The sequence below is a fragment of the Marivita hallyeonensis genome (assembly GCF_900129875.1).
In the GTDB taxonomy this organism is placed as follows: domain Bacteria; phylum Pseudomonadota; class Alphaproteobacteria; order Rhodobacterales; family Rhodobacteraceae; genus Marivita; species Marivita hallyeonensis.
Genome location: NZ_FQXC01000002.1, coordinates 76,061 through 98,227, shown reverse-complemented (window position 1 = coordinate 98,227; position 22,167 = coordinate 76,061). Strand labels below are relative to the sequence as shown.

General features: G+C 61.3%; 18 protein-coding genes and 1 tRNA gene. 11 read left to right on the top strand and 8 right to left on the bottom strand.

Annotation, left to right across the window (positions count from 1 at the left end):
- Window positions 1-116 precede the first annotated feature (116 nt).
- Together speB and BUA42_RS06110 are read left to right on the top strand one after the other, a co-directional pair.
- Entirely contained in the window at window positions 117-1,073 is a 957-nt protein-coding gene (gene speB, locus BUA42_RS06115) for an agmatinase (RefSeq protein WP_072776849.1), read from the top strand.
- A gap of 126 nt (window positions 1,074-1,199) precedes the next feature.
- Window positions 1,200-2,351 carry a CaiB/BaiF CoA transferase family protein gene (locus BUA42_RS06110; protein ID WP_072776848.1) on the top strand — a complete coding sequence of 384 codons (1,152 nt, stop codon included), beginning with the start codon at window positions 1,200-1,202 and terminating at the stop codon, window positions 2,349-2,351.
- Between the two features lie 58 nt (window positions 2,352-2,409).
- Here BUA42_RS06110 and BUA42_RS06105 read toward each other — a convergent pair whose 3' ends face one another.
- Window positions 2,410-2,865 carry a DsrE family protein gene (locus BUA42_RS06105; RefSeq protein ID WP_072776847.1) on the bottom strand — a complete coding sequence of 152 codons (456 nt, stop codon included), beginning with the start codon at window positions 2,863-2,865 and terminating at the stop codon, window positions 2,410-2,412.
- Between the two features lie 633 nt (window positions 2,866-3,498).
- A complete protein-coding gene (locus BUA42_RS06100) occupies window positions 3,499-3,969 on the bottom strand; it encodes a DM13 domain-containing protein (RefSeq protein ID WP_072776846.1) in 471 nt (156 codons plus the stop codon).
- A gap of 157 nt (window positions 3,970-4,126) precedes the next feature.
- Between BUA42_RS06100 and BUA42_RS06095 the strand changes: the two genes are divergently transcribed.
- Window positions 4,127-6,187, top strand: coding sequence for an ASKHA domain-containing protein (locus BUA42_RS06095; RefSeq protein ID WP_072776845.1), 2,061 nt, complete (start codon window positions 4,127-4,129; stop codon window positions 6,185-6,187).
- Between the two features lie 1,083 nt (window positions 6,188-7,270).
- Here BUA42_RS06095 and BUA42_RS06085 read toward each other — a convergent pair.
- The gene (locus BUA42_RS06085) at window positions 7,271-7,456 is read right to left on the bottom strand and encodes a PLDc N-terminal domain-containing protein (protein WP_072776843.1); all 186 of its coding nucleotides are present in this window, start codon (window positions 7,454-7,456) and stop codon (window positions 7,271-7,273) included.
- Between the two features lie 144 nt (window positions 7,457-7,600).
- Here BUA42_RS06085 and BUA42_RS06080 point away from each other — a divergent pair, with 144 nt between their 5' ends.
- The 3 genes from BUA42_RS06080 to BUA42_RS06070 all read left to right on the top strand — a co-directional run bounded on the left by BUA42_RS06080 (window position 7,601) and on the right by BUA42_RS06070 (window position 9,345).
- Window positions 7,601-7,846, top strand: coding sequence for a hypothetical protein (locus BUA42_RS06080; RefSeq protein WP_072776842.1), 246 nt, complete (start codon window positions 7,601-7,603; stop codon window positions 7,844-7,846).
- Between the two features lie 174 nt (window positions 7,847-8,020).
- A complete protein-coding gene (locus BUA42_RS06075; protein WP_072776841.1) occupies window positions 8,021-9,223 on the top strand; it encodes a T6SS phospholipase effector Tle1-like catalytic domain-containing protein in 1,203 nt (400 codons plus the stop codon).
- Window positions 9,224-9,271: 48 nt separating this feature from the next.
- Window positions 9,272-9,345 (top strand) — tRNA-Gly (locus tag BUA42_RS06070).
- An 18-nt stretch (window positions 9,346-9,363) separates the two neighbouring features.
- Here BUA42_RS06070 and BUA42_RS06065 read toward each other — a convergent pair.
- From BUA42_RS06065 to BUA42_RS06050, 4 genes are all read right to left on the bottom strand, one after another.
- Window positions 9,364-11,157 carry a DUF4214 domain-containing protein gene (locus BUA42_RS06065; protein ID WP_072776840.1) on the bottom strand — a complete coding sequence of 598 codons (1,794 nt, stop codon included), beginning with the start codon at window positions 11,155-11,157 and terminating at the stop codon, window positions 9,364-9,366.
- 71 nt (window positions 11,158-11,228) lie between these two features.
- Window positions 11,229-11,696, bottom strand: a complete 468-nt coding sequence (locus BUA42_RS06060) for a hypothetical protein (RefSeq protein WP_072776839.1) — start codon at window positions 11,694-11,696, stop codon at window positions 11,229-11,231.
- A 177-nt stretch (window positions 11,697-11,873) separates the two neighbouring features.
- A complete protein-coding gene (gene mfd / locus BUA42_RS06055; protein ID WP_072776838.1) occupies window positions 11,874-15,356 on the bottom strand; it encodes a transcription-repair coupling factor in 3,483 nt (1,160 codons plus the stop codon).
- A 33-nt stretch (window positions 15,357-15,389) separates the two neighbouring features.
- On the bottom strand, window positions 15,390-15,917 hold the full coding sequence (locus BUA42_RS06050; RefSeq protein WP_072776837.1) for a component of SufBCD complex: 528 nt from the start codon (window positions 15,915-15,917) through the stop codon (window positions 15,390-15,392).
- 101 nt (window positions 15,918-16,018) lie between these two features.
- Between BUA42_RS06050 and hemB the strand changes: the two genes are divergently transcribed.
- Together hemB and BUA42_RS06040 are read left to right on the top strand one after the other, a co-directional pair.
- Complete coding sequence (gene hemB, locus BUA42_RS06045) at window positions 16,019-17,020, top strand: porphobilinogen synthase (protein ID WP_072776836.1); 1,002 nt, start codon at window positions 16,019-16,021, stop codon at window positions 17,018-17,020.
- Window positions 17,021-17,177: 157 nt separating this feature from the next.
- Window positions 17,178-17,735 (top strand): lipid-binding SYLF domain-containing protein, encoded by a 558-nt coding sequence (locus BUA42_RS06040; RefSeq protein WP_072776835.1) that lies wholly within the window; start codon window positions 17,178-17,180, stop codon window positions 17,733-17,735.
- Between the two features lie 245 nt (window positions 17,736-17,980).
- On the opposite strand, the gene BUA42_RS06035 is transcribed toward BUA42_RS06040, so the two are convergent.
- On the bottom strand, window positions 17,981-18,604 hold the full coding sequence (locus BUA42_RS06035) for a thiamine phosphate synthase (protein ID WP_072776834.1): 624 nt from the start codon (window positions 18,602-18,604) through the stop codon (window positions 17,981-17,983).
- 132 nt (window positions 18,605-18,736) lie between these two features.
- Here BUA42_RS06035 and BUA42_RS06030 point away from each other — a divergent pair, with 132 nt between their 5' ends.
- From BUA42_RS06030 to BUA42_RS06020, 3 genes are read left to right on the top strand one after another with little or no spacing between them, the layout of a single operon-like run.
- A complete protein-coding gene (locus tag BUA42_RS06030) occupies window positions 18,737-19,483 on the top strand; it encodes an RNA methyltransferase (protein ID WP_072776833.1) in 747 nt (248 codons plus the stop codon).
- 53 nt (window positions 19,484-19,536) lie between these two features.
- A complete protein-coding gene (ctaA, locus tag BUA42_RS06025) occupies window positions 19,537-20,685 on the top strand; it encodes a heme A synthase (protein WP_072776832.1) in 1,149 nt (382 codons plus the stop codon).
- Window positions 20,682-22,154 (top strand): carboxypeptidase M32, encoded by a 1,473-nt coding sequence (locus BUA42_RS06020; protein WP_072776831.1) that lies wholly within the window; start codon window positions 20,682-20,684, stop codon window positions 22,152-22,154. The genes ctaA and BUA42_RS06020 overlap by 4 nt, the downstream gene beginning before the upstream one ends.
- The last annotated feature ends 13 nt before the right edge of the window (window positions 22,155-22,167 follow it).

Here is a 22,167-nt window from a genome sequence, read left to right as displayed (position 1 = left end):
GGGCGGCACCGGGGAAAAGCCCCAATCGCCTTGCGGATTGCTCACGGCGTCGACTCGACCTTTACCCGGCTTTGACTCTGACGCACTGTCCCGGAAAAGACGGAGGGACGCGCGACATGACACACGGATATGAAACCGGGCGGCTCGATCTGCCCTTCACCGGCATCTGCACCTTCGCCCGCAGTCCCTATCAACCGGATTGGAGCGCCATCGACGCCGATGTCGCGATCCTAGGCGCGCCGTTTGATGCGGGCACGCAATGGCGCGCGGGCGCGCGGTTCGGGCCGCGTGCCGTGCGCGAGGCCTCGACCCTGTTCAGCTTTGGTCACGCCGGGGCCTATGATCACGAGGACGATGCCACGTACCTTTCAGATACGCGTACCGTCGATCTTGGGGATGCCGATATCGTCCACACCGACACAGGCCAAAGCCACGCCAACATTGCCAGAGGCGTCCGGGCGATCCGCGCGGCTGGCGCGCTGCCCGTGGTGATCGGCGGCGATCATTCCGTCAACATCCCCTGTATCGACGCATTCGAAGGCCACACCCCGTTCCACATCCTGCAAATCGACGCACATCTCGATTTTGTCGACGAACGCCACGGCGTCCGCGTTGGTCACGGCAACCCGATGCGCCGCGCGTCGGAAAAGCCTTGGGTCAGTGGCATGACACAAGTGGGCATCCGCAACGTCAGCTCTACCGCCCGCGAAGGGTACGAGGACGCGCGCGCCCGCGGATCGGACATCCTGTCGGTCCGTCAGGCCCGCGCTTTGGGTCCGAAGGGCGTGGCGACCCGCCTGCCCACGGACAAGCCGATCTACATCACCATCGATATCGACGCCTTCTGCCCCTCGATCGCGCCGGGAACGGGAACGCCGAGTCACGGCGGCTTTCTCTATTACGACGTGCTCGAACTGCTGCAGCAGGTGGCCCAACGCCACGAGGTCATCGGCATCGATCTGGTCGAAGTCGCCCCCGATTATGATCCCACCGGCTCCACATCGATCCTCGCGGCGCAGGTTCTGATGAACCTGCTCGGGTTCATCTTCCACGCCCGCGCAGAGAGAACCTGACCGCCCTGCCCACCAACGGGGCAAAGCGCACCCGTTTTCCGCCGAACGTGCTGCACCTGCAAAAGGGTGCTTGCGTCTGGCGCGCGCTCCGCCTTCACTCGGGGCAAACGACTCGACAGGCTTTTCATGACCCAAACCCTTACCGGTATTACGATCCTTGACCTGACCCACGTGCTCGCGGGCCCGTTCTGCTCAATGACGCTGGGCGATCTTGGGGCCACGGTGATCAAGGTGGAGCGCCCGGGCATCGGCGATGACACCCGGGCCTTCCCCCCGTTCAAGGGGGGCAAGTCGGCCTATTTCGCCGGCATCAACCACGGCAAGAAGTCCATTGCGCTCGACCTGAAAAACGATGACGACCGCGATACGTTCGAAAAGATGCTGGCGCGGTCCGATGTGCTCCTCGAAAACTTTCGTCCCGGCGTGATGGAGCGGCTGGCCTATGGCTGGGACGACCTGCACGAGAAATACCCCAAACTGATCTACGGCGCGGTGTCCGGCTTCGGCCACACTGGGCCCGAGGCCAAGCGCCCGGCCTATGACATGGTCGTGCAAGCCCGCGGCGGAGTGATGTCGATCACCGGAGAGAAGGATCGCGAACCGGTGCGCGTGGGCGCCTCCATCGGCGACATCGTCGCGGGAATGTACCTGTGCCAAGGGGTTCTGGCCGCCCTTTTGGATCGGGAAAGAACCGGCAAAGGCCGCAAAATCGACATTTCCATGCTGGATGCCCAGCTTGCCATCCTCGAACATGCCATCGCCATCACCACGGTCACCGGCACCCCGCCGTCACCGACGGGCGCGCGGCACCCATCCATTGCGCCGTTCGAAACCTTTCACGGGTCGGACGGGCTCTTTGTCATCGCGGCTGGTAATGACAAGCTCTTCGAAAAGCTCTGCGTCACGCTGAACCTGCCCTTGTCCGACGATCCGCGCTTTGCCACCAACCCGGCCCGGGTCAAAAACGCCCGGCTTCTCAAACGCCTGATCGAGGCCGTCACCATCGACAACACGCGCGCCCACTGGATTGCCAAACTCACCGCCGCCGGCATTCCGACCGGCCCGATCCAGACCGTCGATCAGGTGCTGCGAGACCCGCAAATCCTTGCCCGGAACATGGTGGTCGACGTGCTTGACCGCAACGGACGCCCCGCGTTCAAGGCATCGGGCAACCCGATCAAGCTGTCCGGCGTCAGTGACCCCTCCGTCCGTGCCGCCGCCCCGGACCTCGACGGCAACCGGGGCGAGATATTGCGCTGGCTGGAGAGCGACAAATAGCGTTACCCGCAAGGCCCTGCAGGGCGGGTCACGTCGACCCCCTGACGCGCGCGCGCAGTTACGGCCGAATGATGAAATAGCCTTCGTCATCAAGCTCCATCAACCGAACGACACCCGCTGTGACAACGCCGGCATGTTCCGTAATCGGCGGGGCAGCGCCCTCGTTCCGAGTCATCCCGGCAATCGTGTTGCCACACGCACTGAACGTCACCTCCGGGATACTTTCGGATATGCTTGCGATGCGCTCTAGAACGGGCGAGGTGTCCGCTCTGAGCATGTGGAGACCGGCATTGAAGGTCACGATCTCGATTTCGTAGAAATCACCGGAGTCGCTCATCCCCCGTGCAAAGTTTGTCGCCACGTTCAGCGCCTTGTTGAACGTGGCCGGATCATTGTCGCTGATCTGGATTGCCAGCCGTTTGACACCGTCTTCAGCTTGTCCGGCAAAGGCTGCGGGTCCGGCAAAGGTGGCCGCAATGGCCCCTGCCAGAACGGTTCTGCGTAACAGGTTCATGGTCGTCCTCCCTATGGTATGGGACAGGATAGATGCGATTATCGGCATGCGTCTAGGATTATGTCGTGCAACGCTGCCTCATGTCATGTTCAAACAGGCGCACACTGCCGTGCGACACACCCAACCAACGCACGGCATGTTTCGAGGTCGTTAACCAAGGACCCGGCATACCCCGCCGCACAAAGCGCTTTGAGCGGGAAGGGTCACTCCCATGCCGCGACACTTGAACTGACTCGCGAGGTTTGCGAATTCAAATACTATGTATTGCCAATATCCCGAGAGCGCGCAGCGCAGCAGGGTTTTGGCGATCCATGATTTCGAAAAGCTCGTATCTCTCTGCAGCCGGAAGGCGAACCATGAGAGACCGGTCTGAACAGGCTCTGGCAAACCCAGGGTACAGGTCCCGCGTTGAATCGCGGATTCGAGAGAACCGTCAGGCCCAAAAGGGCGGCGCCGCTTCTTTTCATGATGTTTCGTATGCCCGGCTAAACCCCGGTATACGACACACTATCAGTCTCGGGCGAAGGCCCGAGGACTTTGGAACACACAAATCCCTTGGTCAAACCAGGGGATGCCGAGCCCCTATGCGCGCGGGCAGGACATATCTGTCCAACCTGTCGGAAGCGATTTCGTCTACCGATACTGCCCCGCCGTGATGAACTCTCCGAACGCCTCGCACCAGACCACAACGGTGGTATAGGCCGTCAGATCGATACCTTCGGGGATCTCAAGAATGAACCCGCCAAACGTGTCGACATCCCCGATCAGAGCGGCCTCCGCCTTGATCGGTTCAAAAACGTCTTCGTGATCGACGAACTCGGTTGTCAGGTAAAGCTTGTAATCCGGCCCCGGAGCAAGCGCGCCTTCGTGCACGATCATGGTCGGTGTCAGGCTGATCGTGCCCTCCCCCCAATGCAACAGATCGCTGCCCCGCAAATCACGTGTCAACTCGACCGTGAAACTGGCGTTCGCCGCCTCCGCCTCGAGCATCGCCGCATCGGGGGATGGCGGTGCCGTGAGGATCGGCAGCAGATAGATGCCAAGCGCAAACCCGACCGCCACGGCAACTCCGTGGGTGAAAAGCCAAAGCAACAATCGCCTCATCGCACGTCTCCATAGGTGTGTCCCAAGCCTCGCACCACAAGCGCTGCGCGGTCAATCCGCGAACATGCCGTTCTGCATAATCATTATGACGCAATTCACCTTTTTCCGCCGACGCGCGCGCCTATGATCCATCGCAATCGAGCACAGTGAGAATCCCATGTCCGTCAAAGACCCTCTTGTCGTCTTCACACCCTCTGGCAAACGCGGTCGCTTTCCGGCAGGCACACCGGTGCTGACCGCCGCACGGCAATTGGGCGTGGACCTCGACAGCGTCTGCGGCGGGCGGGGCATCTGTTCCAAATGCCAGATCACGCCGTCCTACGGCGAATTTCCGAAACACGGCGTCACCGCGCTCGAAGGGGCGCTGTCTGACTGGAACGCGGTCGAGGCGCGTTATGACGAAAAGCGCGGTCTGAAGCCCGGGCGCAGACTTGGCTGTCAGGCCCAGATCCGTGGCGACGTGGTGATCGACGTCCCGCCCGAAAGCCAGGTGCACCGCCAGGTCGTCCGCAAGGCCGCCAGCGCGCGGGTGATCGAAATGGACCCGGCCACACGGCTTTACTATATCGAGGTCGATGAGCCGGACATGCATGAACCCACCGGCGATCTCGAACGCATCGCACGTGCGCTGAAGGCTCAATGGGATATCGCGGACGTGACCTGCGCCTTCCCGGTGCTCACCGGCCTGCAACCGATCCTGCGCAAGGGGCAGTGGAAAATCACCGTCGCCCTGCACAAGACCGCGCACGACGCCACACCGCAGATCATCGCCGCATGGCCCGGGCTGCACGAAGGCGGTCTCTATGGCCTGGCCATCGATCTCGGCTCCACCACCATCGCGGCGCATCTGACCAATCTCGACACGGGCGAGGTTGTGGCCAGTTCCGGCATCATGAACCCGCAGATCCGCTTTGGCGAAGACCTGATGAGCCGTGTCAGCTATGCCATGATGAACCCCGGTGGCGACGCGGAAATGACCCGCGCCGTCCGAGAGGCGATTAACACGCTGACGGTCGAAATCGCGACCGAGGCGCAGATCACGACGGATCTGATCCTCGAGACGGTCTTCGTCTGCAACCCGGTCATGCATCACCTTCTGCTGGGCATCGACCCGGTTGAACTCGGCCAGGCCCCCTTCGCGCTGGCCACCTCCGAGGCGATGAACCTCACCGCGCGGGACCTGCATCTGAACGCCCTGCCCGCCTCGGCGCAGATCCACATTCTGCCCTGCATCGCGGGCCATGTCGGCGCCGATGCCGCCGCGGTCGCGCTTTCCGAGGAGCCGGGCAAGTCCGAAGACCTTGTGCTGATCGTCGACGTGGGCACCAATGCCGAGATCCTGCTCGGAAACACCACCCGGGTGCTCGCCTGTTCCTCGCCCACCGGCCCCGCGTTTGAGGGCGCGCAGATCAGTTCGGGCCAGCGCGCCGCCCCCGGTGCGATCGAGGCGATCCGCATTGATCCCGGCACCAAGGAGCCGCGCTTCAAGGTGATTGGCTGTGACCTCTGGTCCGACGAGGACGGCTTCTGGGACCAGACCGCGTCCACCGGCATCACCGGCATTTGCGGCTCGGGCATCATCGAGGCCGTGGCCGAGCTGCGCATGGCGGGACTGATGGATCCGTCAGGCCTGATCGGGTCCGCCGCGCAAACCGGGACTGAGCGCTGCATTCCCGAAGGCCGCACCCATGCCTACCTGATCCACGACGGCACCGCGGACGGAGGCCCGCGCATCACCGTCACCCAGGGCGACATCCGCGCCATCCAGCTTGCCAAATCCGCCCTTTACGCGGGCGCACGCCTCTTGATGGACGAAATGAACGTCGACACCGTTGACCGCGTTGTGCTGGCGGGGGCGTTCGGGGCACACATCTCTGCCAAACACGCGATGGTTCTGGGCATGATTCCAGACGTTCCTTTAGAAAAAGTCACGAGCGCCGGGAATGCGGCCGGCACAGGCGCCCGCATCGCGCTCTGCAACCTCACCGCCCGCGAAGGCATCACTCGCACCGTCCGCGAGATCACCAAGGTTGAAACCGCCATCGAGCCGAAATTTCAGGAGCATTTCGTCAACGCCAACGCCATCCCGCACGCCACCGACCCGTTCCCGGAATTGGGGAAAGTGGTGACCCTGCCGGTGGTGGGGTTCAATGCGCAGGGGGATGGGAGTGATGGGAGGAGAGTTAGGAGGAGAAGGAGGGGTAACTCGCACGTCTGAATGGCATGTAAAGCTTGGGAATGCGTGCAAAAAGTGTTGTGGTGCAACCTTAAAGTGTGATCTCTTGTGTGTACGGCGTGAAGATCGGAGCCATTTTGTGGAAGTTAATGTCGTTTGCCCGTATTGCGAGAAGCAGAACCGTCATCAGGTTCACGGACTCAAAGAACACTCACTTACATGTCCTTATTGTAAGAAAGAGTGGCACTCACTAATTGGCATAATCAGGTCAAAAAGGTCTCGCGGTGACAAACGAAACCATTCGCGGAGCTACTCAATTAGAGCATTCTTCGACAATGGAGAAGACTTGCTGGAATTTCAGAGCTCTAGATATGAAGACGCCGAACTAAAGTCGAAAGACGACTTCATAATCAGTTACATTGAAAATAAACCAATCATTCTTCAAAACCTCAATGTTGCGAAATATTGGAAGTTGAATAACGGGCCAGTAGGTATCTGGGCAGTCCTTGTCGCTCTAACAATTATCCTTTTATTATTGCTTCTGTTGTTGTGAAACGACTCTTCCTGTGATGACAGTGATTTTTGAAAACGTCAGGCTTTAGAGCGTCTAGCATATCTCCTGCTGCATAAAACAAGTCCTCTGCCCCCCCCGACTTCGTTCGAACAACAAGGGTTGGGTACGTAATTTCACGCACCACCGATCTGCAAAACAACGTGCGTGCACGCACAAACCCTACGGCGACACATTGACCTGACATATAGTTATCCCGCCCGAGCGGCGGCGAAGCCGCCGAGTGATCGCCAGCCCGTCTCGGCGGGACGGCGATTTGGGTGACGTCTCGCGCCGCACATCGGATCGGCGGGTTTGGCTGGCATAAAGCGCATTGGAGCAGCGGTTGCATCGCCCTCCCACGGGCTCGCGGTCGCCCCGCTCACCCGCTTGCCGGAGGGTGTGCGATACCACGCCACTCGGTCTAATCCCGCACTCCCCTCGAATACCCTGTCGCACCATCCGGGGCTCTCGGCATATGGTCCGCATCTCACTTTGCTCCGGCGAAAAAAGCCACTGAACACGAAAAAAGCGCGGCCCAGTGGACCGCGCTCCTTCGAAAACTGTGGTATGGTTTACGCCGTCGCGGCGCGACCGCGGGGGCCTGCGATGAGCCAGACGATAAAGCCCACGACCGGCAGGATGAGGATCACGAGCGTCCAGATCACCTTGGGCAGTGTCGACGCGGCGGATGTGAAAATCTGGTAGATCGCATAAATATTCGCGACAAGAACGAGCAGTCCGATAAGTCCATATTCCATCTTAAGTCCTCCTTGAGATAACTGCTGGCTCAACCGACCACCCGTCACAAAGTTCCGAAAGAAATTTTGGGAACCCGATGCCACCCTGCTCGTTCTACCTGCAGTCAGCGGCTCGGAAGCTGCTGAAATGAAAGGAGTTTTAAGATGAAGGTTGGAGCTATTCTTGGTATCGCCGTGGTTGCCGTCGCGATCGCATTTGGTGTCTACATGGTTGATGTCGAACAGACAGAAGAGGCATCGCTGCCCAATGTCGAGCTGAACGTCGAGGGCGGGAACCTGCCCGAGTACAACGCCGAGGTGGGTGACATTGAAACCGGCACGGAAGAAGTGACCGTGACCGTCCCGACCATCGAGATCGAAAGCCCCGAAGAAGACGGCTCTTCCGGCTAAGGCATTATTGAACACGAACGCAGCCCGCTGACGCGCCACACGCCCGTCGGCGGGCTTTTTCGTGCCCGCAGCCCCCCGGCATGTCGAACGCTGACCCTGATCCCCTCGAAACTCTTTGGGCGCCCCACGAAAGCGCGGTATACTCGCCGCATTTCAGCACCCAGGGATTTCGCCATGACCGCGCCGCATGACCCTTTGCCGTCCCGCCGTCTGATCATCTGTTTCGACGGCACCGGGAACGAGATCGAGCAGAACGAGAGCAACATCCTGCGGCTCTACAAATGCCTCGAACACAGCGATACACAGCTGGTCTACTACGTCCCCGGTGTCGGCACGACCGACCGGGCGCGGATTTCCGGGCATTGGCTCGAAGGGTTTCGCGAATTGCAGGGGTTGGTGTTCGGACAGGGGCTGGAGGCGAATGTGCTCTCGGCCTTCGAATTCCTCTGCCGCAATTACCGCGAGGGCGATATCCTGTACTTCTTCGGCTATTCCCGCGGCGCGTACACTGCGCGGGTGCTGGCCGGGTTCATCAACCAGTTCGGTCTTGTCGCGCCGCACGAATTGCACCTGATCCGCCCCGCCTTCCGCATTTACCGCAGCCTGACCGAGACCGATCCGCGCAAGGCCTATGCCGATCTGCGCATCCAGACGCAGTTCTTTCACATGACCCACCCGCCGATCCGCTTCCTTGGCCTTTGGGACACGGTGAGTTCGATGATCCGCCTGCGGTTGGGTGCGGAGCGATGGATCCAGTTCGGCACCCATGCCTCGGTCAATGAAAACCCATCGGTGCAAGCGGTGCGGCACGTGCTGTCGATCGACGAACGCCGCCGCCTCTTCCGCCCGCAGTTTTGGGAACCGGGCCCATTCTACGGCAAGCGCAAGGGCAACGCGGCAACGGCCGAGGATCAGGATGTGAAACAGGTCTGGTTCCCCGGAACCCATACCGATGTCGCCGGGTCCGTGAGCGAAGCGCAGGCGGGGCTTGCCAAGGTGAGCTTTGTCTGGATGCGCGAAGAGCTTGATGCGCTCGACACGCCTTTGGCCTTCGAAGAAGAGCTGTATCGGCGCTATATGCTGGGCGAGCCGGACACGGTGACCAAGGAGATGGACCTCGATTTTGTCGCCCCCAATCCGCTGAGCACGCTGCATGATCAGTTGAAGAAGAACTGGGCCTGGCGCGCGTTGGAGCATTGGCCGCGCCGCAATGCCGACTCGAGCTGGCCCGACCAGAAATCCCGCCCCGGCTGGTACCGCCCGCGCGGACAGCACCGCTACATCGCCGAGGATGCCGACATCCACCCCGCCGCGTTCTTCCGCCGCCGCGAGATCAAGGCCTACGACCCGGCGAACCTGCGCCGTTTCGACGGCTGAGACTTCTTGACGGGTCCCCGCCCGCCCCGTATCTCACAGCCTTAGAGCGCGGGTATGGTGAAAAGGTATCACGCGAGCTTCCCAAGCTTAAGTTACGGGTTCGATTCCCGTTACCCGCTCCATGACTTTCCGGACACGATTTAGAGGAAGGTGACGTCGCTCTGCGTGCCGACGATCTGCAAGAGAAACTCACCGCTTCCATCGGCTGCCGTTGCCAGATCGAAAAACCCGTCCGCGGCGTTGAGACTGGCGGCTATTCCGTCGGACGTTCCATCAAATAGCGCCATCACTGTCGCGGCATTCTCAACGTTGCTCATGCCAAGCTCGGCTGCGAAATAGCGACCGATCAAAGCTTTCGAGATCAAGAAGTCCTGATCGGTTTCCTGCTGAGAGATGAAGTCTTCCGTCGCATCTGATGGCGTGAAACGCGTGCCTTCCAAGACGGCCAAAACAAATTGGCCGCGGTCCACGGCTCCGCTTTCCAGGGCACCGGTCCAGAAGGCGCGCCCGGCGTCGTCAGGCGCGCGCCCCAGCGTGTTTTCGTAAACGGTTGTGACAAGCTGCTGGGCCGGAAGGTCTGCCGGAAATACGGCAAGCCCTTCGGGCGATGTCGCGAAGAGTTCGGCAATCTCGGTCAATGGCGTGCCATTGGCAAAGGCATCAGCCCAGAAGGTTAATCCGACCGCATCAGGCGCACGATTGAAATAGCTGATATACATCTCAACCAAGTTGGTGAGGGACTCAAAACCGAGCGCACCGCCGTCGTCAAACCGCGACACATCGAATGAGCTATCTCTGAATTGAAGTGTTTCGATATCGAGCAAGGTGTCGACACCTTCGGCACCGCTTCTGTCAGTCAGCGTAATCCCATCGCTGAGGGAAAGCGTAAAAAGGTTCTGGGCGCCCGCGTAAACCGCCGTATCTGTGTTGCCATCGCCTTGCAGCAGGTCGTCTCCGGCATTGCCGATGATTGTGTCAGGCCCCTCCGTCCCTTCGAAGATGTCGTCCCGGCTTGACCCGGGCAGTTCATTTCCCGCCTGCGCCGTAAGGTCGAAACCGGCGGCTTTCGCTGCTCCCACCACGAAATCTGCGATGACTTTGTGTCCCGCTCCAGTCGGGTGAATGCCGTCCACACTGAAATATGTCTGATCATCCAAAGGAGCATCATCGGCAAAGATGTCGCTTGAGACATTGCTGAAACCAAAGCTGGCGGGATCGTCTTCGATATCGTCGACGAGCGACGCAATGTCGATGTAAAGCGCGCTTTGACCCACGACGGCGTCAACGTCGTCTGCGTAATCACTGAGCGCGTCATTGAAATCATCTGCGCGGCCATTCCAGAATCGTGCCAGCAGCGATCCCGAAGGAGCTTCATTGCCTAGGAACGCCCCGCCGATCGTGGGTTGGCCCAGAAGCAGGAAGTTCCGCGCACCGACTGCTATGAGTGTGTCCACAGCGGTTTCGATGTTGTCGACGATCGAGGAATCGAGCGAAAAGAGCTTTAAAATGTCGAAGTTGCTGGCATCTGCAACTTGCAGAAAATCATTGCCGCCGATCCAGATGGCAAAAACGTCCTGATCGTTTGGTGCTTCGATCTCGCCCGCCGCTACGAGGTTGGCGAAGCCTTGGGCTTGTTGCACGGCACCCGGCAGGGTCGGGTCCTCGTCCGAAGACGACACCGCGCCGCCATGGGCAAAATTGATCCCGTTCAGTTCTGAACCACCAAGAAACCCTTGTTCGTCCGGGGCCTGACTTATTGATGCAGCAGCAGGAGCAACGGCAAGGTCGTTACGAATGTATTCGTGCCAAACAAGCCCGTTCGAAGCCCGACCCGCGAAGAACAGGTCAATCGGCTCGTCTTGCAATTGAACGGCCGTCGCACCGTCATCGGACAGGCTGTCACCGAACACATAGAGTTCACCGGTTCTTGTCATGTTTTACAACTGTCTCATGATAAAGGGTCTGCCGGACAGACACTCGTTTGGTTTCAAACGCTCCGCAACCATTATACCAAGTCTTTGCGCCAGAGGCATAATTCCCACGAGTTGTCGAAGGTGGCCGGATCTTCGAACGTCCATTGACCTATCAATGGATCCATCGCGGCAACTATGTTTTCGTCAGTTCCCCAAACGCATACTGTATGGACCGAGCGCTTCCAGGTGCTCTTGCGATACATGTAGATCACGTGGCTGTTTTGCAGCCGCGGATACATCGAGGCATTTGTCGCAAGATCGGTTCCGTGAAACCATTGTAAGTTCAGTCGTGTCGCGAGCCAGCGCACGCCCTTGTCGCCACCCCTAAGCGCGCCGTTCCACGCCACGACCCCGGCGGCTTTCCCTTCATCCAGCAATTCAATGTAGGAAAGATGTTCCTGACCAAGGGTCTTTTCGGTATAGGCTTCAGTTGCGGCGGCCCAGCACGTGGACTGTTCCTGAATGAGGCGGGTTGGGCTTTCTCGGTAACACACTGGCATGATGATCGTCCTTTCAAATCGGCATTGAAAGGTTTCTGCCTGCAATCGACCTAGCTTGCCTGGTTCGGTTTTGTCGCACCACCAGACTCAAGGGTCGTCCCTGTTGGCACACCGGTCAATGGGCTTTGACCCAATCGGCGGAAAACCGATCATGCGTCCCGCAGGGCGATATCCGCTTCATGACACCTTTTTGCGTGTCTCGGCTTCTTTCACTTTCCTCGCGAGATCCTGCGCAATGGCGAAGGCGCCTTTGATCTTGTCGCTGTCTTTCTTCCAGTCGCGGCGGACGATGATCTTGTTGTCTTTCACTTTTGCCAGACCGCGTTGATCCTTGATGAAATCGACAAGGCCTTCGGGTGAGGCGAACTTGTCGTTGTGGAACTGAATGGTGGCACCTTTTGGTCCGCCGTCCAGTTTTGCGATCCCGGCGCGTTTGCACATCGCCTTGATGCGCACGATGAGAAGCAGTGTGTTCACTTCTTTCGGCAATTTGCCGAACCGGTCGATCAATTCGGCAGCAAAGCCTTCAAGCTCGACCTTGGTTTGCAGGGACGAGAGACGGCGATACAGGCCCAGGCGGACGTCGAGGTCCGGCACGTAGTCTTCGGGGATCAGCACCGGCACCCCCAGATTGATCTGCGGAGCCCATTGATCGTCGACCTCGGCCAGCCCCTCCATCTCGCCCGCACGGATCTTGGCGATCGCCTCTTCCAGCATCGACTGGTACAACTCGTAGCCCACATCGCGCATCTGGCCGGACTGTTCCTCGCCCAGGAGGTTTCCCGCGCCGCGGATGTCGAGGTCCTGGCTCGCGAGCGTGAACCCGGCGCCCAGCGTGTCGAGCGACCCCAAGACGCGCAGCCGCTTCTCTGCGGTGGTGGTCAGCTTGGCGCGCGGCTTGGTTGTGAGATACGCGTAGGCACGGGTTTTGGACCGGCCCACCCTGCCCCGGATCTGGTACAACTGGCTGAGACCGAACATATCGGCCCGGTGTACCACCATCGTGTTCGCGGTGGGGATATCGAGACCGGACTCGACGATCGTCGTTGCAACGAGCACGTCGTATTTGCCGTCGTAGAAGGCGTTCATCCGCGTGTCCAACTCACCGGCCGCCATCTGACCGTGGGCGATGACGTAGGACACTTCAGGCACCTGCTCTTTCAGGAACTCCTCGATCTCCGGCAAGTCACTGATGCGGGGAACCACAAAGAAGCTCTGCCCACCACGATAGTGCTCGCGCAGCAGGGCTTCGCGGATCGTCACGGCGTCGAATTCGGACACGTAGGTGCGGATCGCGAGGCGGTCGACGGGCGGTGTACCGATGATGCTGAGGTCGCGGACACCCGACAGCGACAGTTGCAGCGTGCGCGGGATTGGCGTTGCAGTGAGGGTCAGGACATGGATGTCCGAGCGCAGCTGTTTGAGCCGTTCCTTATGCGCCACGCCGAAATGCTGTTCCTCGTCGATGACAAGAAGCCCGAGGTTCTGGAACCGAATGCCTTTTGCCAAAAGCGCGTGGGTGCCGACGACGATATCCACTGTCCCCCGCGCCAGCCCGTCGCGGGTCGCCTGCGCGTCCTTGGCCGAGACAAAGCGCGAGAGCGGTCGCACCTCCAGCGGGAAGCCCCGGAAACGATCGGCGAAGCTTTTGTAGTGCTGGCGGGCGAGCAGTGTTGTCGGCGCAATCACGGCCACCTGCAAACCGGACATCGCCGCGACAAAAGCCGCGCGCATTGCGACCTCGGTCTTGCCGAACCCCACATCGCCGCAGATCAGACGGTCCATCGGCGTACCGGCGTGCAGATCGGTCATCACGTCTTCGATGGCGCGCAACTGGTCGTCGGTTTCCTGATAGGGGAAGCGCGCCGAGAACGCATCCCACGCGCCCGGCGGCGGATCCATGACAGGGGCCTTGCGCAAGGCCCGTTCCGCCGCGACGCGAATGAGCTTGTCCGCCATTTCGCGGATGCGCTCTTTCAGCTTGGCCTTCTTTGCCTGCCATGCGCCGCCACCCAAACGGTCAAGCAAACCTTCCTCGTGGCCGTATTTCGAAAGAAGCTCGATGTTCTCGACGGGCAGGTAGAGTTTGGCGTTCTCCGCGTATTCGATCAGCAGGCATTCATGCGCAGCGCCCGCGGCGGTGATGACCTCCATCCCGAGGTAACGACCGATCCCGTGGTCGACATGCACCACAAGGTCTCGCGGGCTCAGCGATTGCGTCTCGGTCAGGAAGTTCTCTGCCTTGCGGCGCTTTTTCGGGCTGCGGATCAGCCGGTCGCCCAGCACGTCCTGCTCGGACACCACCGTGATCCGGGCTTCTTTGCCCGCTGGATCCCAAGGGGCTTCGAACCCTTGCTCCAGCGGCCAGACCGTGAGGTGAAGCCCGCGCTTCCCGACCCGGGTCAGATCGTTGACCGAGATCGTCTCGGCGAGCCCTTCGTCTTCGATGAGCCCTGACAATCGTTCCCGCGCGCCTTCGGAATAGGACGCGATCACAACGGGCCCGTCCTGAAGTTTTGCACGTACATGATCAGCCAGAGATTTGAAAAGGCTGATGCTTTCCTGCTGACGCTCTGGTGAGAAGTTGCGCCCGATGCGACCGCCTGCATCAACCACGCCTGGACCGGAGGCCTGTGGCAACGGGTGAAACTGCACAACGCGACGATCCCCGAGCGCGGCCTCCCAAGCAGCGTCGTCGAGATAAAGCTGTTCGGGCGGCACCGGCTTGTAAACGGTATCGAGCCGCGATTTCTGCGAAAGTGCTGCCTTACGCGTCTCGTACTGGTCGACAATCCCGTCCCAGCGCGACAGCCGCGCGGGTGTCACCTGATCGTCCTGCGTCACGGGCACGCCCGGCAGGTAGTCGAAAAGCGTCTCCAGCGTCTCATGGAAAAACGGCAGCCAATGCTCCATGCCCGCCTGCTTGCGCCCTGCGCTCACCGCCTCGTAGAGCGGATCGTCACTTCCCGCGGCCCCGAATTCTATGCGGTAATTCTGCCGGAATCGCGTGATCGCCGCATCGTCCAGGATGACCTCGGACACCGGGGCCAGTTCTATAAGGTCCAGCTTCTCCGTCGTGCGCTGCGTGGCCGGGTCAAATCGGCGCGCACCGTCCAGAACGTCTCCGAACAGATCGAGCCGGACCGGGCCGCCTTCACCCGGAGGAAAAATGTCGATGATGCCGCCCCGGATCGCGTAATCGCCCGGTTCCAGCACCGTGGGAGCCTGTGAAAACCCCATGCGGACAAGAAAGGATCTCAGGGCGGTCTCGTCGATCCGGTTGCCGACTTTCGCGGTGAAGGCCGCATCCCGCAGCACGCTGCGCGCCGGTATCTTTTGTGTCGCTGCGCTGAGCGTGGTCAGCAGCACGTAAGCGGACGGCATCCCGTGTGTCAGCGCCGCCAGCGTCGCCATGCGCGCGGCCGAGATATCGGGATTGGGAGACACCCGGTCGTAGGGCAGACAGTCCCAGCCGGGAAAGGTGAAGACCGGCATATCCGGTGCGAAAATGCGTAGCGCATCGCGCATCTGCGCCATGCGCCGATCATCGCGGGCGATATGGCACACGGCACCACCGGCCTTTTCGGCCTCTGCCAAAACCAGCCGTGCATCGAACCCTTCGGGCGCGCCACCGATTGTGAGTTTTTGAGGACTGCTCATAGCCGCGTCATGTGGCGCGCGGGCGGGCAGAGGTCAACCGCCAAGCACTCCGATGCTCAGGTTGACATACATGCCCCACATCGCGGTGATGAAGATCGAAACCATACCGATGGCCTGTACGACCAACCGATGCCGCGCAAGGCGCTTGTAGATCTGGTCGATCGTATGCTCGGTCTCAAAAAGCGCCCGCGCCGTGCGCACGCTCAGCAAGCTGATGATCGCCATTGGGAATCCCAGGAAGAACAGGGCTTGCGCGATTTCCACACCGTAGAAGAACCCCAGCGTCACGCAGGTCGTCAGCAGGAACATGCCCACCCCGATGACCCAGAGGCCCGCCTCGTCCGCGATGTAAAGCAGTCGCCGGGAATTGATCCGCAGCAAATCGACAAAATCGTCTTCGGCCTGTCCGCCGTGCCGGCGCGCGCGACCGATCATGTCGTAGGGCACGCCCAGCACCCAATGGCTGGCCGATGACCATACCACGGCCAATCCGATCCAGAACCAAAGGTTGGAAAAGGACCGCATATCAATCAGTTCAAAGACGGATGAGTACCAATCCAAGTGGCTGCGGGTCCCTTGTTTGCCGGTCTTGCGCCGATCGAGGTCTTGTTCAGGCGGTCATTCCATGCCACCCAAACAGCACAAAGACAAGGACCGCCCCGATGAAACCGATCACTCCCGCTTTTCCTGCCACACGCCTGCGCCGGTTGCGCCGCACGGAAGGGTTGCGCGCTATGGTCCGCGAGAACAGCCTGAGCCCGGCAGATTTCATCTGGCCGGTCTTCGTGCGCGATGGCGAGGGTGTGGAGGAACCGATCCCGTCAATGCCGGGCGTGGTGCGGCGATCGGTGGACAAGGTGGTGCAGGCGGCGCGCGAGGCATATGCGCTGGGCATCCCGGCGATTTGTCTTTTTCCCTACACCGATCCGGCGTTGAAGACCAAGGATTGTGCCGAAGCCTGGAACCCCGAAAACCTGTCGAACCGCGCTACGCGGGCCATCAAGGACGCGGTGCCGGATCTCATGGTCATGACCGATGTGGCGCTCGATCCCTACAACATCACCGGGCATGACGGGTACATGGACGAGACCGGATACATCCTGAACGATGAAACGGTCGAGGCGTTGGTCAAACAGACGCTGAGCCAGGCGCGGGCGGGCTCGGATATCATCGGCCCGTCCGACATGATGGACCATCGCATCGGCGCGATGCGGGACGCATTGGAAGGGGAAGGGTTCCGAAACGTGGCGATCCTCAGCTATGCCGCGAAATATGCCAGCGCCTTCTACGGCCCGTTCCGCGATGCGGTGGGCGCGTCGGGCGCGTTCAAGGGGGACAAGAAAGGCTACCAGATGGACCCCGGCAATTCCGACGAGGCGATGCGCCTGATCGCGCGGGACCTGTCCGAAGGCGCAGACATGGTGATGATCAAACCGGGCATGCCCTATCTCGACATCTGCCGCCGCACCAAGGACATGTTCGGCGTGCCGACCTTCGCCTACCAGGTGTCCGGCGAATACGCGATGCTTGCGGGGGCGGCCGAGCGGGGGTGGCTCGATCATGACCGGGTGATGCTGGAAAGTCTGATGGCGTTCAAGCGCGCAGGCTGCGACGGGGTTCTCACCTATTTCGCCCCGGCGGCGGCGCGCGTTCTGAACGGGTAGACAAGGTGCCGGGCTGAGTCCGGTTCACCCCAACGTGTAGCAGTGCGCCGCTGATCCTGATCTATCCTTAGTGACAGAGCGTGTTCGTGGCGCTATACTGCGCACCAACCGGCGATAGACCGGACCATGAGGCATCGGCAAAAGAAAGAGCAGAACCATGACATCCCTGACACGACGTGAGCTGGCCCTTGGCCTTGGCGGCGCAGTCCTGCTTGCAGGCTGTTCGAATGGCGTAGGCGGCAATGGCGGCGCCCGCATCGATGCGCGGGTGGACGCGACGCTGGCGGAAATGTATCGGCGTTTCCCAGGAACCCAGAACCTCGCGGGCAATGCAAACGGCCTTCTGGTGATGCCGCTAGTGACCGAGGCGGGCCTCGGGCTAGGCGGTGCCTACGGGCGCGGCGCGCTACGAGTGAACGGCATCACCGTGGATTACTACTCGACGGCAAAGGCCAGTGCCGGTCTGCAGATCGGCGCGCAGCAATACGCACATGTCCTGTTCTTCATGACCGAGGACGCGCTGATGAACTTCCGTCGTTCGCCGGGTTGGGCCGCCGGGGCGAATATCGAATACGCGATCCCCGAGGGCGGTGAGACCATTGCAGCGGAAACCACAACGTCGCTGTCGCCCGTAATTGCGGTGATCTTCGGCCAGGCCGGTCTGCGGCTTGGCGCGACGCTGGAAGGTGTGAAGTATACGCGGATCATTCCCTGATCCGCGTCTGCTTGGGGGCTCTGCCCCCAAACCCCCGGGATATTTCTGAACCAGAGAAGAGACCTGCGGGTCCACCCCTTGCACGATGGCAAGGGGCTTCTCCGGTTACGGCCATCGGCGTCCCCGCCTGTACCGCACCGGCAGCTTGACGCGTTAAGGTTAACGCCTGGTTACTTCTCTGGTTTTCAAATATTCCTCGGGGGTGAGGCGCAACGCGCCGAGGGGGCAGACAGCCCCCTGCCCGATCAGCCAGCCATCGCCGCGGTCAGGTCTCTCAGTGCGCCGACCGGGTCGTCGGTCCGCCAGATTTCCTCACCGATCCCGAAGAAATCCGTGACCGGCGCAAGCGCGCGCACTGTTGCGGCGTCGAGGCCACCTTCGGCCACGACCGGAAGCTCGATGACCTGCGACCACCACTCGAACAGCTCGAATTCGGCCCGTGATCCGTCGCCGAGAGCGGTTTCCCCGACCGGGCCAAAGCTGACGTAGTCGGCACCCGCCTCGCCCGCGTTCATTCCGTCATGGCGTGACTGGGCGCAGAACGCGCCGACGATGGCGTCCGCCCCCAGTTCCTTGCGCGCCATGCGGACCGAGCGCGCGCCATCGGTCAGATGCACTCCGTCGAGGCCAAGGCGCTGCGCAAGGACCACGTGGGTGTCAATCACCAGCGCCACATCGAACCGATGCGCCACCTCGCGCACCGCGTCCGCCGCGCGCAGGATCAGGTCTTCGTCGCGGCTGGCCAGTGAGAGACGGACACAGGCCACCGCGTGGGTGTCCAGAACACGGGACAGGTCGGTCGGAAAATGGCTCAATTCGATCTCGGGCGGCGTGATGAGATAGATCTGCGGCTGCTCGGTGTCGGACATCTGCGGCCCCTTCGTGGTCTGTTGCGCTCCTATAGCGTCATTTCAACCGGCACGCCAAGGGCTTGGATGGCTTGCCCTTTGACCGGGGGCGCAATAGTCAGGCGCGCAATCGGTCCATTCGGAGCTTTCGTCATGCCCAGCGAGACAGCGCAGCCTGCCTTTGTACTCGTGCGCCCGCAGATGGGCGAGAATATCGGGGCCGCCGCACGCGCGATGTTGAATTTTGGCCTCGACCGGATGCGGATCGTGGCCCCGCGGGACGGCTGGCCGAACCCGAAGGCGGTGGCGATGGCCTCGGGCGCTGGGCGGCTTCTGGACGAGGCTCTGCTGGTGGAGCGAACCATCGACGCGGTGGCGGACTGCACCTATGTCTTTGCCACGACGGCACGGCAGCGCGGCATGACCAAACCCGTCGTCACACCGGAACGCGCCATGGAAATGGCGCGAGACAGGATCGCGGCCGGCGAGAAGGTTGCGGTGCTGTTTGGACCGGAACGTGCGGGGTTGGAGAATGACGATATCGCGCTTGCCAACGCGATCATTTCGGTTCCGGTCAACCCCGATTTCCCGTCACTTAACCTTGCGCAATGCGTGCTTCTGACCGGATACGAATGGCGGCGGCAGACCACCGAGGTTGTGCCGGAAACGGTCGAGATGGGCGGCAGTGACTGGGCCACGGCGATCGAAATGGAGAAGTTGGCCAGCCATTACGAAGACCAGCTTGACGCGGCGGGGTTCTTTTTCCCCGATGCCAAGGCGGATGGTATGAAACGCAACCTGCGGAACATGTGGTCGCGCATGCCGATGACGCGGGCCGATGTGCAGATGCTGCACGGCGTGCTGCGTCAAATGGTGCGTTGGAAAGAACGTCGCGACTGACTGGACGATGCCCGGGTGCAACCCTACTGTCTGCGCCAAATAACGGAGACACAATGAGCAGCAAACGCAGCATCTTTGAAGAGGTTGGCGCAGAGACGCCGCGCGCCACCGCACCGAAGGGCGGAATGATCGACGCGGGCAAGCGCGGCGCGCGCGGCGCAATCCGGGTCTGGCTGATGATCCTTTTCGCGCTTGTCGTCGTAATGATCGCCGTGGGTGGGCTGACGCGGCTGACCGACAGCGGGTTGTCGATCACGGTCTGGGCGCCGATCAGCGGGGCGATCCCGCCGTTGACCGCAGAGGACTGGCAGCGCGAGTTCGATCTCTACCGGCAGATCCCCGAATACCAGTTGCAGAACCAGGGCATGACACTGGCCGAGTTCCAGTTCATCTACTGGTGGGAATGGGGGCATCGGCAGTTGGGCCGCGTGATCGGACTGGTCTGGGCGCTGGGCTTCCTTGGTTTCCTTGTGGCGCGCAAGATCCCGACAGGTTGGACCGGACGTCTGCTGTTTCTGGGCGTACTGGGGGGGCTACAGGGCGCCATTGGCTGGTGGATGGTGGCGTCGGGTCTGACCGGAACCATGCTGGACGTGGCATCCTACCGATTGGCGACGCATCTGGGGCTGGCTTTCGTCATTCTAGGCTTCATCGCGTGGTACGTGTTCGAGCTGGGCCGCGAGGAGCGAGATCTGATGCAGGCGCGCCGCGCGCGGGAGGGCAAGCTGTTCGGCCTTGGTACGGGTCTGCTGCATTTCACCTTTCTGCAAATCCTGCTGGGGGCGCTGGTCGCCGGGATCGATGCCGGGCGGACCTATAACGATTGGCCGCTGATGGCGGGTGGCCTTCTGCCGCCCTTCCCGTTCGACATCGCGCCGGTCTGGCGCAACTTCTTTGAAAATGCGGGACTCGTGCAGTTCATGCACCGGGTGGCCGGGTACCTGTTGCTGATCTTCGGAACGGTTGTCTGGCTCCGGGCGCGGAAATCGCCCAATGCCGACACACGGTTCCGGTTCAACGCGGTTTATGCGATGCTCTGGCTGCAGATGGCGATTGGCGTCGTGACTGTGCTCTACATGGCCCCGTGGCAAATCGCGATCCTGCACCAGTTCGGCGCGGTGGTGCTGTGGGTTCTGATCCTGCGGGCCCGGTTCGGCGCGGGCTATCCAACGCAGCAATCCATTCGGGGAACCACGGCATGAGCACGGCCTATGACGCTTTGATGGCCTTTCAACGCGAGACCGAAGCGCTGGGTCAGATCGCCGGTCGGCTGGGCTGGGATCAGGAAACCACCATGCCACGAGGCGCGGCGGCGCAGCGCGGCGAAGAGATGGGCGCTCTGGAAAGCGTGCTGCATGCGCGCCGAAAAGACCCGCGCGTCGGCGAGTGGCTGGCAGCGTCGGACGCGACCGATGACGAAGCGAAGGCCAATCTGCGCCACATTCAACGGAGCTTCGACCGGGCGTCAAAAGTGCCGGATGACCTTGCCGCGGAGATCGCGCGGACAACTTCACTGGCGCAGGGCATCTGGGCCGAGGCACGGGCCAAGGATGACTTCGCAGCTTTCGCGCCAACCCTGAAACGGGTGCTGGACCTACGGCGTGAGGAAGGCGCGGCATTGGCAGATGGCGGTGACGCCCATGACGCGCTCTTGCAGGATTACGAGCCCGGCACGACGGCGGCAGAGCTTGAGACGATGTTCGGCGCGCTGCGTCCGCGTCTGGTGGCATTGCGCGACAAGGTGCTGGGTGCGCCCGCGCCTGCGGGTCTTGAAGGCACCTTCGATGAGACCGCGCAGATGAAACTGTCGCGCCAGATCGCCAAGGTCTTCGGCTACGACATGAGCCGCGGACGCGTCGACAAGGCTGTCCATCCCTTCAGTTCGGGGTCCGGCAATGATGTGCGGATCACCACGCGCACGAACCCCGTTGATCCGTTCAACTGCATCTACTCCACGATCCACGAGGTTGGTCACGCGGCTTATGAGCAGAATATCGACCAGGCCTATCTGCTGACGCCTCTGGGGCGCGGCGTGTCGATGGGGGTGCACGAAAGTCAGTCGCGCATCTACGAGAACCAGCTCGGGCGGTCGCGGGCGTTCACGACCTGGTTGCATGGGCAGATGGTCGAGGCCTTTGGCGATTTCGGAATCGCGGACCCGGACGCCTTCTACGGCACGGTCAATCGGGTGCACAAAGGGTTCATCCGGACAGAGGCGGACGAGGTGCAGTACAACCTGCATGTCCTGTTGCGCTTTGACCTGGAACGGCAATTGATCAATGGCTCACTGGATGTGTCCGACCTGGAAGAGGCGTGGAACACGCGGTTCGAGGCGGATTTCGGCTATCCGGTGGATCGCGCGTCGCACGGTGTGTTGCAGGACGTGCACTGGTCGGTCGGGCTCTTCGGCTATTTCGCCACATATACGCTTGGCAATGTCTATGCGGGATGCCTGCACGAGGCGCTGACAGCGGCGATCCCGGACATCGATGCACAGCTTGCAGCTGGCGACACCTCGGCGGCAACGGGCTGGTTGCGGGACAATCTGCAGCGGCATGGCGGCCTCTACGAGCCGCGAGAGGTGATCGAGCGTGCCTGCGGGTTTGCGCCGAATGAGGGACCGCTCCTGGCGTACCTGGAGAAGAAGTTCGGCGAGATTTACGGGGTGTAGGCTGGGTCTGCTT